Source organism: Vreelandella malpeensis (assembly GCF_020622355.1).
Lineage (GTDB): Bacteria > Pseudomonadota > Gammaproteobacteria > Pseudomonadales > Halomonadaceae > Vreelandella > Vreelandella malpeensis.
The window spans coordinates 1-16,156 of record NZ_WHVL01000010.1 but is presented as its reverse complement, the minus strand read 5'-3'; the positions used below and the strand labels follow the sequence as shown (position 1 = coordinate 16,156).

The 16,156-nt window shown below is 65.2% G+C and carries 15 protein-coding genes and 1 rRNA gene; 11 read left to right on the top strand and 5 right to left on the bottom strand.

The window, feature by feature from the left end:
* Nucleotides 1-24 precede the first annotated feature (24 nt).
* Nucleotides 25-867, bottom strand: coding sequence for a methylenetetrahydrofolate reductase [NAD(P)H] (metF, locus tag GEV37_RS16690; RefSeq protein ID WP_227391403.1), 843 nt, complete (start codon nt 865-867; stop codon nt 25-27).
* A 143-nt stretch (nt 868-1,010) separates the two neighbouring features.
* On the opposite strand from metF, the gene GEV37_RS16685 reads away from it, so the two are divergent.
* Nucleotides 1,011-1,946 carry an AEC family transporter gene (locus tag GEV37_RS16685; protein ID WP_227391402.1) on the top strand — a complete coding sequence of 312 codons (936 nt, stop codon included), beginning with the start codon at nt 1,011-1,013 and terminating at the stop codon, nt 1,944-1,946.
* On the opposite strand, the gene ligB is transcribed toward GEV37_RS16685, so the two are convergent.
* Nucleotides 1,943-3,628: an NAD-dependent DNA ligase LigB gene (ligB, locus tag GEV37_RS16680; protein WP_227391401.1), complete on the bottom strand. Its 1,686-nt coding sequence runs from the start codon at nt 3,626-3,628 to the stop codon at nt 1,943-1,945. The two genes, GEV37_RS16685 and ligB, sit on opposite strands and share 4 nt — an antisense overlap.
* Before the next feature lie 113 nt (nt 3,629-3,741).
* On the bottom strand, nt 3,742-4,962 hold the full coding sequence (gene metK, locus GEV37_RS16675; protein ID WP_227391400.1) for a methionine adenosyltransferase: 1,221 nt from the start codon (nt 4,960-4,962) through the stop codon (nt 3,742-3,744).
* Between the two features lie 237 nt (nt 4,963-5,199).
* Between metK and tkt the strand changes: the two genes are divergently transcribed.
* The 10 genes from tkt to GEV37_RS16625 all read left to right on the top strand — a co-directional run bounded on the left by tkt (nt 5,200) and on the right by GEV37_RS16625 (nt 14,479).
* On the top strand, nt 5,200-7,188 hold the full coding sequence (gene tkt, locus GEV37_RS16670) for a transketolase (RefSeq protein WP_227391399.1): 1,989 nt from the start codon (nt 5,200-5,202) through the stop codon (nt 7,186-7,188).
* 33 nt (nt 7,189-7,221) lie between these two features.
* Complete coding sequence (locus GEV37_RS16665) at nt 7,222-7,575, top strand: CidA/LrgA family protein (RefSeq protein WP_227391398.1); 354 nt, start codon at nt 7,222-7,224, stop codon at nt 7,573-7,575.
* Entirely contained in the window at nt 7,565-8,287 is a 723-nt protein-coding gene (locus GEV37_RS16660; protein ID WP_227391397.1) for an LrgB family protein, read from the top strand. Before GEV37_RS16665 ends, GEV37_RS16660 begins: the two co-directional genes overlap by 11 nt.
* 66 nt (nt 8,288-8,353) lie before the next feature.
* Nucleotides 8,354-9,397, top strand: a complete 1,044-nt coding sequence (locus GEV37_RS16655) for a type I glyceraldehyde-3-phosphate dehydrogenase (protein ID WP_227391396.1) — start codon at nt 8,354-8,356, stop codon at nt 9,395-9,397.
* A gap of 42 nt (nt 9,398-9,439) precedes the next feature.
* The gene (locus GEV37_RS16650; protein WP_227391395.1) at nt 9,440-10,609 is read left to right on the top strand and encodes a phosphoglycerate kinase; all 1,170 of its coding nucleotides are present in this window, start codon (nt 9,440-9,442) and stop codon (nt 10,607-10,609) included.
* Nucleotides 10,610-10,654: 45 nt separating this feature from the next.
* Complete coding sequence (gene fba / locus GEV37_RS16645; protein WP_227391394.1) at nt 10,655-11,719, top strand: class II fructose-bisphosphate aldolase; 1,065 nt, start codon at nt 10,655-10,657, stop codon at nt 11,717-11,719.
* 147 nt (nt 11,720-11,866) lie between these two features.
* A complete protein-coding gene (locus GEV37_RS16640) occupies nt 11,867-12,211 on the top strand; it encodes a hypothetical protein (RefSeq protein ID WP_227391393.1) in 345 nt (114 codons plus the stop codon).
* Nucleotides 12,212-12,425: 214 nt separating this feature from the next.
* Nucleotides 12,426-13,124, top strand: coding sequence for an HAD family hydrolase (locus GEV37_RS16635; protein WP_227391392.1), 699 nt, complete (start codon nt 12,426-12,428; stop codon nt 13,122-13,124).
* Nucleotides 13,125-13,141: 17 nt separating this feature from the next.
* Nucleotides 13,142-13,516, top strand: coding sequence for a translation initiation factor Sui1 (locus GEV37_RS16630; RefSeq protein WP_227391391.1), 375 nt, complete (start codon nt 13,142-13,144; stop codon nt 13,514-13,516).
* Nucleotides 13,517-13,570: 54 nt separating this feature from the next.
* On the top strand, nt 13,571-14,479 hold the full coding sequence (locus tag GEV37_RS16625) for a nuclease-related domain-containing protein (RefSeq protein ID WP_227391390.1): 909 nt from the start codon (nt 13,571-13,573) through the stop codon (nt 14,477-14,479).
* A 1-nt stretch (nt 14,480) separates the two neighbouring features.
* Here GEV37_RS16625 and GEV37_RS16620 read toward each other — a convergent pair whose 3' ends face one another.
* Both GEV37_RS16620 and rrf read right to left on the bottom strand, forming a co-directional pair.
* Nucleotides 14,481-15,812, bottom strand: coding sequence for a deoxyguanosinetriphosphate triphosphohydrolase (locus GEV37_RS16620; RefSeq protein ID WP_227391389.1), 1,332 nt, complete (start codon nt 15,810-15,812; stop codon nt 14,481-14,483).
* A gap of 137 nt (nt 15,813-15,949) precedes the next feature.
* A 5S ribosomal RNA gene (gene rrf, locus GEV37_RS16615) occupies nt 15,950-16,065 on the bottom strand.
* Nucleotides 16,066-16,156: the final 91 nt, after the last annotated feature.

The window sequence follows — 16,156 nt, the reverse complement described above, 5'->3', positions numbered from 1 at the left end:
GCGTTTTCGATGGGCAGGCCGCGATCAGCCCGCCAGGTTCTTGACCACTTTCAGCACCGGCGCGGACTGGTTCAGGGTGTAGAAGTGCAGCCCCGGGGCGCCGCCATCGAGCAGGCGCTGGCAGAGTCGGCTGATCACCTCGGTACCGAAATCACCGATCGCTTCGCGGTCATCACCGAGCGCCTCGAGCTGCTTGCGAAGCCAGCGCGGGATCTCGGCGCCGCAGGCGTCCGAGAAGCGTGCAAGCTTGGTGTAGTTGGTGATCGGCATGATGCCGGGGATGATCGGCTGGGTGATGCCCTGGGCACGCGCCTTGTCGACGAAATGGAAGTAGGCGTCGGCTGTGAAGAAGTACTGGGTGATGGCCATGTCGGCGCCGGCCTTCATCTTGCGCGCGAAGTTGTCCACATCCCGGTCCAGGTTGACCGCCTGTGGATGACACTCCGGGTAGGCCGCCACGGCGATCTCGAAATGATCGCCGGTTTCGGCACGGACGAACTCGACCAACTCGTTGGCATAGCGCAGTTCGCCGATGCTGCCCATGCCCGAGGGCAGGTCGCCGCGCAGCGCTACCAGGCTCGATACGCCCTCTTCACGGTACTGGGCGAGCAGGTCGCGCAGCTGGGCCTTCTCGCTGCCGATGCAGGAGAGATGCGGGGCGGTAGTGACGCCGCTTTCACTGACCCGGCGCACGATATCGCGAGTCCGCGCCTGAGTGGAGCCACCGGCGCCGTAGGTGACCGAGAAAAAACGCGGGTTGATGGCGGCCAACTCATCGCGCACATGAATCAGCTTCTCCCGGCCGGCATCGGTGCTGGGCGGAAAGAATTCGAAGCTGATGCCTAACGGATGTTCTTGGCTGTTCATGATGGCCTCGTGCGGGCGTTGAGAAGTGGTATCGTGCCCATTCTGGCGTTTGGCGAGCGCCAGGGCCAATGAAAGATTTCACGCCACCACTTCAATCTGGCTCATAGTGGCCAGCACGATTCACCGACGACCGGGAAACCACGATGGACCTATCGCCGACCACCTTGCTGGGGCCACTGCTGACACTGTTGAGTTTTGTCGCGCTCGGCTTCATCGCCGCGCGCCGCCTGGCGGTCGACCCCCGCCCCATCGCGACCCTGCTGGTCTACGTGATCGCGCCGCTCACCGTGTTTCGTTCGCTGATGAACGGTGAGCCCACGGCGAACTACCTGGTGCTGACGCTTTTGCTGTTCCTGCTGACCAGCGCCGTGGCGCTGACGGTCAACCACCTCGCGCGGCGCGTGTTCGGCCCCCACGAGGCGGCGCTTCTGGCGTTCTCCTCGGGCACCGGCAACACCGGCTACTTCGGTTTGCCCATCGCGCTGATACTGCTGCCGCCGGAGGGCGTCACGCTCTATCTGTTCTGCATGCTGGGCATCAACCTCTACGAGTTCACCGTCGGCTTCTACCTGAGCGCTCGCGGCCAGTTCTCGGTGCGCCAGAGCCTTGTAAAGATCAGCCGTCTGCCGCTGCTCTACGCCTTCGCTCTGGCGCTTTTGCTTGGCGCGCTGTCGATCCGCCTGCCGGCACCGGTGATGACGTCGCTCGAGGTGTTTCCGGCAAGCTACACGCTGCTGGGCATGATGATCATCGGCATGACCCTGAGCCAGGTGAGGCTCAATGCCTGGGACACACGCTTCGTGGCCGCCTGCGTGGGGCTTCGCTACCTGCTTTGGCCGGTGATGATGCTCGGCGTGGTGCTGATACTCGACGCCGTCGCTCCGCTTTCCGCCGAGCTCGGCATGGCGCTCTTGCTGCTGAGCGTGGTGCCCATGGCGTCCAACGTGGTGGTGATCGCCATGGAGCTCGGCATCCAGCCGCAGAAAGGGGCACTGGCGGTGCTTGTGAGCACGCTGCTGGCGCCCCTCTTGATCCCGCTTTATCTCGGGCTGATGCTCTCACTGACCGGCCTGGGCTAGAACCCCGCCACGCCGTAGGCGCGAAGCTGGGTGGCGAAGGCGTCGATCTGCGGGTCGCCGAAGAAGGCGGCCAGGGCGTCGGCGCGCACCTCGCCGACGCCGGGGCGGGCCCGCCACTCATCGACGCTCATGTTACTCAGCGCCTCCCAGTCGCCCAGGCGCGCATCGCCGCCCGGCGGCGTGCCGAGCGCCTCGAGCCACGCCGCGAAAGAGGCGTGCCTGGCCTCGCCAAAGGCCTGCGCCAGCGCCTCTGCCCGGGCTTGCCCGATGCCGGGCACCTGACGCAGGTCGGCGCGGCCCAGGCGCTGCCAGGCCAGCAGGTCGTCGACCAGCCCGGCGTCGATCAGTGCCCGCCAGGTGCCCTCTCCCACACCGGCCATGCCCAGCCGCTCGCCCAGATGAACCAGCCGCGCCAGCAGCTGAGCGTGACACGCCGGCGCAAGCGAAAGGCAGCTCAATAGATGGTAGCGCTCGGGCACCGGCGGAGTCAGCTCGGCGCGCTCGCGGGTGTGCCAGACCACGCTGCTCGCCCGGGGAATGGTCTGCCCGGCGAGCTCGACGGCGAGCTGGTCACCGGGGCGAACGTCCCAATCCTGCCAACGCTCGAGCGAGCCCAGCGACACCCGGCTGATGCGCCGGCCATCGAGTTCGACCGGATAGAGCCAGACCAGTGGCGTGATCCGCCCGGTGCGGCCGATGCGAAACTCCACGCCACGCACTTCGGCCAGCGCCTTCGCCGGCGGGTACTTCCAGGCGACCGCCCAGGCCGGCGGCGAGCTCGACCAGCGCCGAATACCCGGGCGCTCGGCCTGCTTGATCACCACGCCGTCGGTGGCGAAGGGCAGCGGCGCGTCGAACCAGTGCCGGCGCCAGTAGGCGGCGTCGCGAGTGTCGTCCAGCGGGTAGGTGTAGTCGGCGGTATCAAACCCCAGTGCCGCGAGGCCCGAGAGACGCGAGGCCATGTCCGTGGGGCCGTCCGGCCAGTCCCAGACGAACAGGCCAACCTGCGCGAGCACGGCGTCATCCGGCGACTGCTGTGCCATGGCGCCGGCGACCAGCCCGCGAGCGCCGCTTTCCGGCGAGCGGGACTGCACGTGCTCCTCCAGGCGCCAGTAGAGCTCGCCCTGGAGGATCGCATCGCGCGCCTCGGGCAGCCGCTCGGGTACCGCGGGCAGCGCGCGGGCCCGGGCGGTCCAGTCCTGGCCGCGCTCGCCGTCGCCCCGGCTGACGGCCTCGACGAGCTCTCCCGCGACATAGCGTAGCGTTACCGCCACGCCGTCCACCTTGGGCTGGATCCACAGGTTCTCGCGCCGGGTGGTGAAGCGGCGCACGCCGGCCTCGTCGGTCTTCTCGAGCCCGGTCTGGGCGGCAGGGTGAGCGCGGCTGGTAGAGGTGGTGACCACGTTCTGCAGTGGCCGGTAGGTGGGCGACTGGCCCAGGCACGCCTGCCACTGGTTCAAGCGCGCGACCGCCTGGTCGTAGAGGGTGTCCTCCACCAGCGCGACGCCTTCGCCGTGATAGCTCAGATCCCATAAGGCGATCTGCTCGGCGAGCGCCTGGACCTCGCGCTCCAGGCGCGTCTCGGGCCAGTCAGGACAGGTATTGGCGCCCGCAGGTGATATCAGCGCCAGCCACAGAGCGATGGCGAGCAGCGGCAAGCGGAAAGAGTGCGTCGTTGTCATGGCAGCGGCCCGAGCCTAAGTATGCATAGCAAAGCCTAGGGCAAGAAACCGCTGCTCGCCCAAAAAAAACGCCCCCGTTATCAACGGGGGCGTCGTCGGAAGAAGCGAGCGGCTTACAGGCCAGCGGCGGCTCTCAAGGCGTCGGCCTTGTCGATCTTCTCCCAAGGGAAGGCGGTGAAAGTTTCGGTCTGCGTCTCGCCCTTGTCGTCGACCCAGGTGTAGCTGTGCTCGAAAGGCTCGCGGCCGAAGTGGCCGTAGGCGGCGGTGAGCTGGTACATCGGGTGCAGGAGATCGAGCATCTTGGTGATCGCGTAGGGACGCAGGTCGAAGTGCTCGCGCACCAGTTTGACGATAGTCGCATCGTCGATCTTGCCGGTGCCGAAGGTGTCAATCGAGACGGACGTCGGCTCGGCCACGCCAATGGCGTAGGACACCTGGATCTCGCACTTGTCGGCAAGGCCTGCGGCGACCACGTTCTTGGCCACGTAGCGTCCGGCGTAGGCGGCACTGCGATCGACCTTGGAGGGGTCCTTGCCCGAGAAGGCACCGCCGCCGTGGCGAGCCATGCCACCGTAGGTGTCGACGATGATCTTGCGCCCGGTCAGGCCGCAGTCGCCCACCGGCCCGCCGATCACGAACTTGCCCGTCGGGTTGATGTGGTACTGGGTGTTCTCGTCGAGCCACTCGGCGGGCAGCACTTCCTCGATGATCTCGCGCTGGACCATGTGACGCAGATCTTCCTGAGCGATCTCCGGGTCGTGCTGGGTGGAGAGCACCACCGCGTCAACGCCGCAGGGCTGGCCGTTTACGTCGTAGCGGAAGGTGACCTGGCTCTTGGCGTCCGGGCGCAACCACGGCAGCAGGCCGTTCTTGCGCAGCTCCGCCTGACGCTCCACCAGTCGGTGGGAGTAGTGGATCGGCGCCGGCATGTAGGAGTCGGTTTCGTTGGTGGCGTAGCCAAACATCAGGCCCTGATCGCCCGCGCCTTGATCCTCGGGCTTGGAGCGATCCACGCCCTGGGCGATCTCCACGCTCTGCTTGCCGATCAGGTTCACCACGCCACAGGTGGCGCCGTCGAAACCGACCTGAGAGGAGGTATAGCCGATATCGGTGATGACGTCGCGCACCAGCGTTTCCAGATCGACCCAGGCGGAGGTGGTGATCTCGCCGGCGATGATCGCCACACCGGTCTTCACCAAGGTCTCGCAGGCCACGCGCGCCTGCTTGTCCCGGGCGATGATCGCATCCAGTACCGCATCGGAAATCTGGTCGGCGATCTTGTCAGGGTGCCCTTCGGAAACGGACTCGGAGGTAAACAGGGAATATTCGCTCATTGCGCGCTCGGCCCTCGTACGATGGCTGTCAGGTGACAGCCTCAAGAAAATCATGACAGGAGGCACCCTGCCAGAGTGGTAAAGCGGCCAGGCCGCATCAGAAGCCGAAGTTTACACATATGGCGCGCTTCTTCCCACAACGTGTCCGCATAATTTGCCGAGGCCGGGGAAGTCAGCGACAATGGCGCCTTTCCTGTTGTCGATACCTGTTTTCCGTTTGCAAGCGAGGAGCACTCCATGCCGTCCCGTTTCGAGTTGGCCAACGCCATTCGCGCCCTTTCCATGGATGCCGTGCAGAAGGCCAAATCCGGTCACCCCGGTGCCCCCATGGGCATGGCGGACATCGCCGAGGTGCTGTGGAACGACTACCTCAAGCACAACCCGGAAGACCCCAAGTGGGCCGACCGAGACCGCTTCGTGCTCTCCAACGGCCACGGCTCGATGCTGCTCTACTCGCTTTTGCACCTCACCGGCTACGATGTGAGCCTGGAACACCTGCAGGCGTTTCGCCAGCTCCACTCGCCCACCGCCGGCCACCCGGAATTCGGCTACGCACCAGGGATCGAGACCACGACCGGGCCGCTGGGCCAGGGCTTTGCCAACGCCGTGGGCTTCGCCATCGCCGAGAAGACGCTGGCGGCGCAGTTCAATCGCCCCGGCCACACCGTGGTTGACCACCACACCTGGTGCTTTTTGGGTGATGGCTGCCTGATGGAGGGTATTTCCCACGAGGCGGCGTCGCTCGCCGGTACCCAGCAGCTCGGCAAGCTGATCGCGCTGTACGACGACAACGGTATCTCCATCGACGGCGAGGTCGAGGGCTGGTTCACCGACGATACCGCCAAGCGCTTCGAGGCCTACGGCTGGCACGTGGTGCCCAACGTCGACGGCCACAAGCCCGACGAGATCAAGGCGGCCATCGAGCTCGCCAAGCAGAGCGACAAGCCGAGCCTGATCATCTGCAAGACCATCATCGGCTTCGGCGCCCCCAACAAGCAGGGCAAGGAGGACGCCCACGGCGCCCCGCTGGGTGACGACGAAGTCGCCGCCGCGCGCCGCGAGCTTGGCTGGGAGCACGCCCCTTTCCATATTCCGGAGCCGATCTACTCCGCCTGGGATGCCCGCGAAGAGGGCAAGAAGCAGCAGCAAGCCTGGAAAGAGCGCTTCGCGCGCTACGCCGAGGCGCACCCGGAACTCGCCCGCGAATTCCAGCGCCGCATGAAGGGCGAACTGCCGGCAGAGCTTGGCACCGAGGCGCTGATCGAGAAGGCCCAGGAGAAAGGCGAGAGCATCGCCTCACGTAAGGCGTCCCTTCTGGCGCTCAACGCCCTCGGCCCGCAGATGCCCGAGCTTCTCGGCGGCAGCGCCGATCTCGCGCCGTCGAATTTGACCTTCTGGGAAGGCACCCAGGCGATCACCGCCGAGAACCCCGGCGGCAGCTACCTGCACTACGGCGTGCGCGAGTTCGGCATGGGCGCGGTGATGAACGGCATTGCCCTTCACGGCGGCTTCGTACCCTACGGCGCCACGTTCCTGATCTTCATGGAGTACATGCGCAACGCCGTGCGCATGGCCGCGCTGATCGGCCGCCAGGCGATCTACGTGTTCACCCATGACTCCATCGGCCTTGGCGAGGACGGCCCGACCCACCAGCCGATCGAGCAGCTCACCAGCCTTCGCACCACGCCGAACCTTTCGACCTGGCGCCCCTGCGACGCCGTCGAGACCATGGCGGCCTGGGACGCGGCGCTCAAGCGCCATGCCGGCCCCACGGCGCTGATCCTGTCGCGTCAGAACCTGCCGCATCAGGCGCGCAGCAAGGCGCAGCTGGCCCACATCCAGCGCGGTGGCTACGTGCTGAAGGATGCAGAAGGCACCCCGGCGCTGATCCTGATCGCCACCGGCTCGGAAGTGGGGCTCGCCATGGACGCCGCTGCCGAGCTCGAACAGGCAGGCCACGCGGTGCGCGTGGTATCGATGCCTTCGACCGACCGCTTCGACGAGCAGGACCTTGATTACCGTGAAAGCGTGCTGCCGCGCGCGGTGACCCGGCGCATCGCTATCGAAGCGGCCCACGGCGACTACTGGTACAAGTACGTCGGCCTCGACGGGCGAATCGTCGGCATGACCACCTTTGGTGAGTCCGCACCGGCGGGGGACCTGTTCAAGCACTTCGGCTTCACCGTGGAGAACATCGTCACCCAGGCCAATGAGCTTCTGGGCTGATCCTCTCGCGCTTTTGAAGGACGCCAGGCCACAATGCCCGCGCTGACCGGTTTTCTGTGGCTGATCGGCTACTACCTGATCGGGGAGGGGGTGATCCACCTCTCCGGTCTGCCCGTTTCCGCCGGCGTGGTGGGAATGCTCGCGCTGACCGCCACGTTGATCGTTCTGGGCCGCGTCCCCGCCTCTCTTGGTGCGGCAGCACAGCCTTTGATCGCGATGCTGGCCATGCTGATCATGCCCGGCGTGGTGGGCGTATTCTTCATCCTCGATGAGCTGGCCGGCCAGTGGTGGATCATTCTCGGCGCGCTGATTCTCGGCACGCTGGCAAGCGTTGCCACCACGCTTTGGCTGCTCAAGCGCCTGATGGAAAACCGCCATGCCCGCTGACGGTCTCATCGCCACGCTGAGCGCGACGCCCCTGTTTGCCATCGCTCTGACGCTTGCAGCATTTCTGGCGGGCAACGCCCTGTTCACGCGCTTGAAACGTCCGGCCTGGCTTCCGGCGGTGCTGATCGCCGCCGTTCTGCTGGCGGCGCTGTTGGCGCTGCTCAAACTGCCCTACGCGCGCTACCAGCAGGGAGCCGAGTGGCTGACGCTGCTGCTCGGCCCGGCCACGGTGGCGCTGGGGCTGCCGCTCTACCAGCAGCGCCCGCACATTCGCGCACTGTGGCGCGAGCTCGCCGTCTGTCTGCCTATCGCGGCGAGCCTGGCGGCCTGCTACGCGCTGGGGCTGGCCTGGCTTCTGGGCGCGCCGCCAACGCTTCTGGCTTCACTGGCGGCCAAGTCGGTCACCGCGCCCATCGCCATCGGTATCACCGAGCAGATCGGCGGCTCGGTGGCGCTGATGCTGGGAGCGCTGCTGGTGACCGGGGTGGCGACCGCCGCGTTCACCGGCCCCGCCGCGCGGTGGTTGAAGATCGAGGACGAGCGCATCATCGGCTTCGCCCTCGGGCTCAACGGCCACGCGATCGGCACCGTGCGAGCCTTCGAGCTGAGCCCCGCCGCTGGCGCCTTCGCCTCGCTCGGCATGAGCCTGACAGGCATCTTCACCGCGCTTTTTCTGCCGCTCGCCTGGCACCTGGTAGGAGTCGGCCCTTGAAATACGCTATGATCACGCGAGCTTACGGCCGCCGCGCCATCACCCTTTCCTGAAGAGCCGTCCTCCATGGCCGACCCCAACGCTGCCTATCGCATCGCCATCAACGGTTACGGCCGCATCGGCCAGTGCGTGCTGCGCGCGCTAATCGAGCGCGGCCACCCGGAGCTCGAGATCGTGGCGATCAACGAGCTGTCGGATCTGGCCACGATCACCTATCTCACGCGCTTCGACACCACCCACGGGCGCTTTCCCGGGGTCGTGGACAGCGATGGCGAGGCGCTGATCGTCGACGGTCGGCGGATTCAAGTGCTCAACGAGCCGGACCCGGCGCGGCTCCCCTGGAAAGCGCTCGATATCGACCTGGTGCTCGAGTGCTCCGGCAGCTTCAAGGACCGCGCCACCGCCGAGCGGCACATCGAGGCCGGCGCCAAGCGGCTCCTGTTCTCCCAGCCGGCGGAGAGCGATGTCGACGCCACCATCGTCTGGGGCATCAACCAGGATGCGCTGTCGCTCGATCAGCGCATCCTCTCGGCGGCGTCGTGCACCACCAACTGCCTGGTGCCGCTTCTGACCGTGCTCGACGAGGCGCTGGGCCTCGAGCACGGGGTGACCACCACCATTCACTCGGCGATGAATGACCAGCCGGTGATCGATGCCTACCACCAGACCGATCTACGCTTAACCCGCTCGGCGATGCACTCGATCGTGCCGGTGGACACGGGCCTGGCCGTCGGCATCAGCCGCCTGATGCCCGCCCTCACCGGACGCTTCGAGTGCCTGCACGTACGCGTGCCGACCATCAACGTCTCGGCGATGGACGCCGCGCTCACCGTGCGTCGCGATACCGACGTCCAAGAGGTCAACGCGCTGCTCAAGGGCGTGGCCGAGACGCGCCTGGCCGGCGTTCTGGGCTACACCGAGGCGCCGATGGCCTCGATCGACTTCAATCATGACCCGCACTCGGGCATTCTGGACGCCACGCAGACGCGCGTCGCCGGCAAGCGCCTGGTGAAACTGCTCTGCTGGTTCGACAACGAGTGGGGCTTTGCCAATCGCATGCTGGATATCGCTCGACACCTGGCCGACCTCGAGGCCGGCCGAGACGCTTGAAGGCTCGCCGCTTCACCGTTCAACCACAAGGAAGCCGCTTAGATGAACGTGCAAAAGATGTCCGAACTGTCGCTGAAAGGGCAGCGTGTGCTGATCCGCGAGGATCTCAACGTGCCGATCAAGCAGGGCCGCGTATCGAGTGACGCGCGCCTGCGCGCCGCGCTGCCGACCATCCAGGCGGCAGTGAAGGCCGGTGCCAAGGTGATGCTGATGAGCCATCTGGGCCGGCCCACCGAAGGCGAGAGCGCCGAGGAGTTTTCGCTTGCGCCGGTCGCCCGTCACCTGGCCGAGCTGCTCGGCCAGCCCGTCGCGCTCTCGACCGACTACCTCGAGACCGCGCCCGCCCTCGAGGAGGGCGACGTGGTGCTGCTCGAGAACGTGCGCTTCAATAGCGGCGAGAAGAAAGACGACGAGGACCTCGCCAAGCGCTATGCCGCGCTGTGCGACGTCTTCGTGATGGACGCCTTCGGCACCGCCCACCGCGCCCAGGCCTCGACCCATGGCGTTGCGCGCTTCGCGCCCACCGCCTGCGCCGGCCCGCTGCTCGCCGGCGAGCTTGAAGCGCTGGAAAAGGCCTTGGCCACGCCCAAGCGGCCGATGGTCGCCATCGTCGGCGGCTCGAAGGTGTCGACCAAGCTCGAGGTGCTCAACGCGCTGTCCGAGAAGTGCGACCAGCTGATCGTCGGCGGCGGCATTGCCAACACCTTCATCGCCGCGGCGGGCTATAATGTCGGCAAGTCGCTTTACGAGGCGGAGCTACTCGATCAGGCCAAGGCGCTGATGGCCAACGTCGATATCCCGATTCCCACCGACGTGGTGGTGGCGACCGAGTTCTCCGAGTCCGCCGAGGCGACGGTCAAGCCGGTCGATCAGGTCGCCGACGACGAGATGATCCTGGACATCGGCCCGGACACCGCCGGTCGCCTGGCGGGGCTCTTGAAGGACGCGGGCACGATCCTGTGGAACGGGCCGGTCGGCGTGTTCGAGATCGACCAGTTCGGCAAGGGCACCGAAGCGCTCTCGAAAGCCATCGCAGATAGCCCGGCGTTCTCGATCGCCGGCGGCGGCGATACGCTGGCGGCGATCGACAAGTACGCCATCGGTGATCGCGTCTCCTATATCTCCACGGGCGGCGGCGCCTTCCTCGAGTACGTCGAGGGCAAAGAGCTGCCCGCCGTGACGGCGCTGGAAGCGGCCGCGCGCGGCGCCTGACCCTACATCCACCGATCCCAACCCCCGACAACCCAAGGTGATTTCATGGCTTTGATCAGCATGCGTCAGATGCTCGACCACGCCGCCGAACGCGGCTATGGCATTCCGGCGTTCAACGTCAACAACCTCGAACAGATGCGCGCCATCATGGAAGCGGCGGACAAGACCGACTCGCCGGTGATCGTCCAGGCCTCGGCAGGCGCGCGAAAGTACGCCGGCGCCCCGTTTCTTCGCCACCTGATCCTGGCGGCCGTCGAGGAGTTCCCACACATTCCGGTGGTCATGCACCAGGACCACGGCACGAGCCCCGCGGTCTGTCAGCGCTCGATCCAGCTCGGTTTCTCCTCGGTGATGATGGACGGCTCGCTGGGTGAAGACGGCAAGACGCCGATGGACTACGACTACAACGTCGACGTCACGCGTCGCACGGTCGAGATGGCTCACGCCTGTGGCGTTTCCGTCGAAGGCGAGCTTGGCTGCCTGGGTAGCCTCGAAACCGGCATGGCCGGTGAAGAGGACGGCATCGGCGCCGAGGGCAAGCTCGACATGGAGCAGCTTCTCACCGATCCGGAAGAGGCCGCCGAGTTCGTCAAGGCGACCCACGTTGATGCCTTGGCCATCGCCATCGGCACCAGCCACGGCGCCTACAAGTTCACCAAGCCGCCGACCGGCGATACGCTGTCGATCCAGCGCATCAAGGAGATCCACGCGCGCATTCCGGACACCCATCTGGTCATGCACGGCTCCTCCTCGGTGCCCCAGGAGTGGCTCGAGGTGATCAACCAGTACGGCGGCGAGATTCCGGAAACCTACGGCGTACCGGTCGAGGAGATCGTCGAGGGTATCAAGTACGGTGTGCGCAAGGTCAATATCGACACCGATCTGCGTCTGGCCTCCACCGGCGCGGTGCGCCGCTTCATGGCTCAGAACCCGTCCGAGTTCGATCCGCGCAAGTTCCTGAAAGAGACCGTGACGGCCATGCGCGACCTGTGCATCGCCCGCTACGAGGCCTTCGGCACCGCTGGCAACGCAAGCCGGATCAAGCCGATCAGTCTGGACGCGATGTACGAGCGCTACGCGCGCGGCGAGCTGGACCCGAAGGTCAAGTAAGCCTTCTACCCTGCTGAACGATGAAAGGCGGCCTCAACCGCCTTTTTTTATTTGCTCTAGCGTACCGGCATCTTGCTGCATCGCAGCATCGGTGTAGTATGGCTTCATGCCTATTCCCTTCACGCAAGCCAGCCGCAGGTAGCCACCATGAAGCCTTCAGCCTCGCCGTTCACAGCCCCCTTCCTGCCCATGATGGGCATCTACAGTGCCGGCATGATGGCGCTGGAGCTGTGGAGCACATCGCTTTCGACGATCGCCCAGCGTCAGCATCTATGGCAGACGCAGCCGTTCTTCAGCCCCTCGATGATGCTCGAGAACCAGCGCATGGTGACCGAGAAGATCGAGGCGAGCGTGGAAGCGAGCCTGGCGATGCAGAAGGCGTTCTTCGGCGCGCTCAACGGTCGCTATGCGCCTTGGTGGGTCACCAGCCAGCAGGCGCTCTCGCCTTACCACCGTCGCAGCCGCGCCAACTCGCGGCGACTTTCACGCTGACGCGGCATGCCATGCCGGGTATGAACGCATGTGGCGATTTTGACACTCTTTTTTCGAACATGACGACGTAACGACGGTATTCGCACGCGGCAGTATCAGACATTAGTTGCAAAAAAATTATAAAACAGTGTTCACAAAGGCCCGAAAATCTCGTTCAATAGGACGTTAGTCGGCTTTTCTCAACACAGGCAGCCTGCCGCTGCAAGGATCACCGATGCCGCTCCCACTCTTGTTGTTCGATTGTGATGGCACTTTGGTTGACAGCGAACCCCTTCTAGCCGAAGAGATGGCGACGGCCTTGAACGCCGTGGGTCTTCCCTTCGAACCTCGCGACTACATGGGCGAATTTCGTGGCGCCCGCTTTCGCAACATCGTCGCCGAGCTTCAGGCGCGCTTCGGTCCGGTGGATAGCGAGGCCCTGGCGCGCGCAGAGCGCACCATGCGCGAAACCCTCGCCACGCGCCTGACCCAGGAACTCACCACGCTGCCCGGCGCGCGCGACGCGCTCGACACGCTACGCCATTTCCCCAGCGCCGTGGTTTCCAACGGTCCCGAGAGCAAGATCCAGGCGGCGTTGAAGGCGACCCGACTGACGGGCTATTTCGGCAAGCGCTTCTTCAGCGGCTATACCGCCAACTGCTGGAAGCCCGAACCCTGTCTTCACCTGCACGCAGCCAGTATCATGGGCTATAGCGCCGACGAGTGCATCGCCATCGACGATGCGTTGGTCGGCGTGCGCGCGGCGCTCAAGGCCGGGATGACGGTGATTCATCTCAACCGCTTTCCCGAGCGGGAGACGACCCCGGCCGGCGCCATCGAGATTCGCAGCATGCGCCAGGTCGCCGACGTGATCGAGCAGTTGGCCTGCGAACACGAAGGCGCGGCGATGCCGGCCTATTCGTTTGGCAAGTAAACCAGTAGAGAAATCCCATGGCTTCATTACGTGACCAGCTGGGTGGTCTTGTATACTCCACCGACCAAGGCAAGATCTGCCCCGAATGCCGCGAGCCTATCGACCAGTGCCGCTGCGAGGACGACAGCGAGCAGGCGCGCCTGGCCGCCCTCGACGGCATCGTGCGCATTCGACGCGAGACCAGCGGGCGCAAGGGCAAGGGCGTGACCACTCTCAGCGGTATTGCACTTCCCGTGAAGGAACTCACGGCGCTGGCCAAGGAGCTCAAGAAACGCTGTGGTACCGGCGGCGCGGTGAAGGACGCTGTCATCGAGATTCAGGGGGATCATCGTGATACGCTGAAGGCGGCGCTTGAGGCGATGGGCTACAAGGTCAAGCTGGCGGGAGGCTGAACGCGCGCCGGACAACAACCGCAGAGCGACTCTGCTTACCAGTAAGGCACTGCAATGGTTTGGCTGGAATACTTGCTACCGCTGATTTTCCTGTTTCCGATGGCGGCAATGGCCGGTATCGTTCTGGCGCTTCGCAGCCTTCATGACGCGCGCGTCAAGTCCCCCTTCGACGCGCCGCTGCGCGAGCCCGGCCAAGCGCTTCGCCAACGACTCGATCAGGCCTTTTCCAATCTGTTTCTCAACGGCGCGCTGGGGCCGATCATAAGCCTCGCCCCACTGGTCTACGGTATGGGCCGCATGCTCTTCGTGGTACACCAGGAGTGGATGGAGTGGGCATTGTATGGCCTTCTCAGCACGCTGCTGGTGGTGACGTTCTCGCTGCTGCTGATTCGCGACTACCAGCGCATCCGCCGGCTCAAGCTGGGCCTTGCCTGCGAGCTGGCTGTGGGCCAGGAGCTCGAGCGGCTGATTCGCCCCGAAGCGCACCCCTATTACGTGTTTCACGACGTGCCGACCGACAGTTTCACCATCGACCATGTGGTGGTCACGCCCCACGGCGTCTTCGTGGTGGAAACCCGCGCTCGAACGCTTGCCATCAACACCGAAGGCAAGGAGCTCAACCGCGTGATGGTCGAGCGTGAGCGGCTGCGCTTTCCTCACTGGCAGGAGCGCCGCCCTCTGCACAAGACCCGCCAGGGCGTGAGCTGGCTGAGCCAGTGGCTGGAGCGGCGCTGCGGCGTGCCTGTCAAGGTAAAGGGCGTGCTGGTGCTGCCCGGCTGGGAAGTGGATACCTCCGAGGCTTCACCGGACGTACTGGTGGTCAGCGGCGAACAGCTGTCGCGCCAGTTGAGCGAGCTGACGCCAGGGCCACTCAGCGACGCCATCCACGGCAAGGTGATCCACGTGCTGCTGGAGCGTTCACGGCAGATGGAGCTTGCTCACCTGAGCAAGCCCTCGGTGTGAGCTAGTCGCCGCGCAGTCGCCCGCCCATCTCCTGGGCCAGATCCACCGCGTAGTGGTCGGTCATCCCGCCGATGAAATCGAGCATGCGCCGGTAGCTGTCGTAGAGCGTCCAGGAAGGTAGCGGCGTGTTCTCGCCGATCAATGCCAGCACCCGCTGGTGCTTGAAGGAGCTCTGCCCGGTATGGTGCAGCTCGTGAGCGGCACCGATGAACGCCTCGAGCAGAATGCCGAGCGTGGTGTAGGCGCCGATCTCGAGCTTCGCCTTGCGCTCGTTCTGGAAGATGCGTTCGCGGGCGAGCTGCTTGGCTGCCTGCACTCCCCAACCGAGATCCGGATGGCAAAGCTCCAGCAGGTCGTCGGAAAGCGTGCCGCTCAACAGCGCCTGCTCGTTCTGCACGAAGACGCTGCCCACCTCGTTGACCGCCCGCTCCATAGCCGCACCGCGCAATAGTGCAATACGTCGGCGTTGGGAGACGTTGCGCTCGAGCATTGCCTGGTACTCAGGCGGGAACTCACCGGCAATCTGGCGCAGGATTTCCACCACCTCTTCATAGCGCAGGATGCCCATTTCCAGCCCGTCTTCCAGGTCGAGCAACGCGTAGCAAATATCGTCGGCGGCTTCGACCAGCCAGGCCAGCGGGTGACGACACCAGCGCTGCTCGCCCTGGGGCAGCAGCCCCACTGCCTCGGCCACTTCTTCGAGCAGGGGCTGTTCGGACTGGTAGCAGCCGAACTTGCCCATGCGCCCGCCATAGCGCACCGTCCACGGGTATTTCAAAAGCGTACCGAGCGCGGCCGCGGAAAGGCGCATGCCGCCGTTGAACTGGTTGTACTCGATCTGGGTAATGACACGAAAGCCTTGGGCGTTGCCCTCGAACGTGAGCAGGTCTTCGCGCTCGGCATCGGTCATCCCGTCGAGCAGCCCGCTGCCCTGGGCGCGGCGAAACCAGTCGCGAATGGCGTACTCGCCAGCGTGGCCGAAAGGCGGGTTGCCGATATCGTGACCCAGGCAGGCGGTCTGCACGATCACGCCCAGATCCGCCGGGGTGATCCACTCGGGCAGGTGATCGCTCAGCAGCTCTCCCACGATCATGCCCAGCGACCGTCCCACACAGCCGACTTCCAGCGAATGGGTCAGGCGAGTGTGGATATGGTCGTTCTCGGTCAGCGGGTGCACCTGGGTCTTGCGCCCCAGGCGGCGAAACGAGCCCGAGAAGACGATGCGGTCGTGGTCCTTGTGAAACGGGGTGCGGCCGATCTCGCGATTGCTCGACGAGCGTTTGTCGTGCAGCCGGCGGGGCGAGAGCAGCTGCTCCCAGCGCATTTGGGTCATGGCAATCCTCCTTGAGAAACGCATTCTGGCATAAAAGTCGCCAAGGCCGCACGCCGGGCACTGCATCGCTCGACGCAATTTCGCATGCACGAAAAAAATCCCCCGCCTCGAGGAGACGGGGGATTTTTCGGATAGGTGCCTGACGATGACCTACTCTCGCATGGGGAGACCCCACACTACCATCGGCGCGTTGCGGTTTCACTTCCGAGTTCGGCAAGGGATCGGGTGGTTCACGCAGGCTATGGTCGTCAGGCGTAACTGTCAATGTACATCATGCTGGGCGTGTTCTGTGGCGTCTCTGCCGAGCGTTCTCGGCGCGTATCCGGTTCTTTCATTCGTTGTCA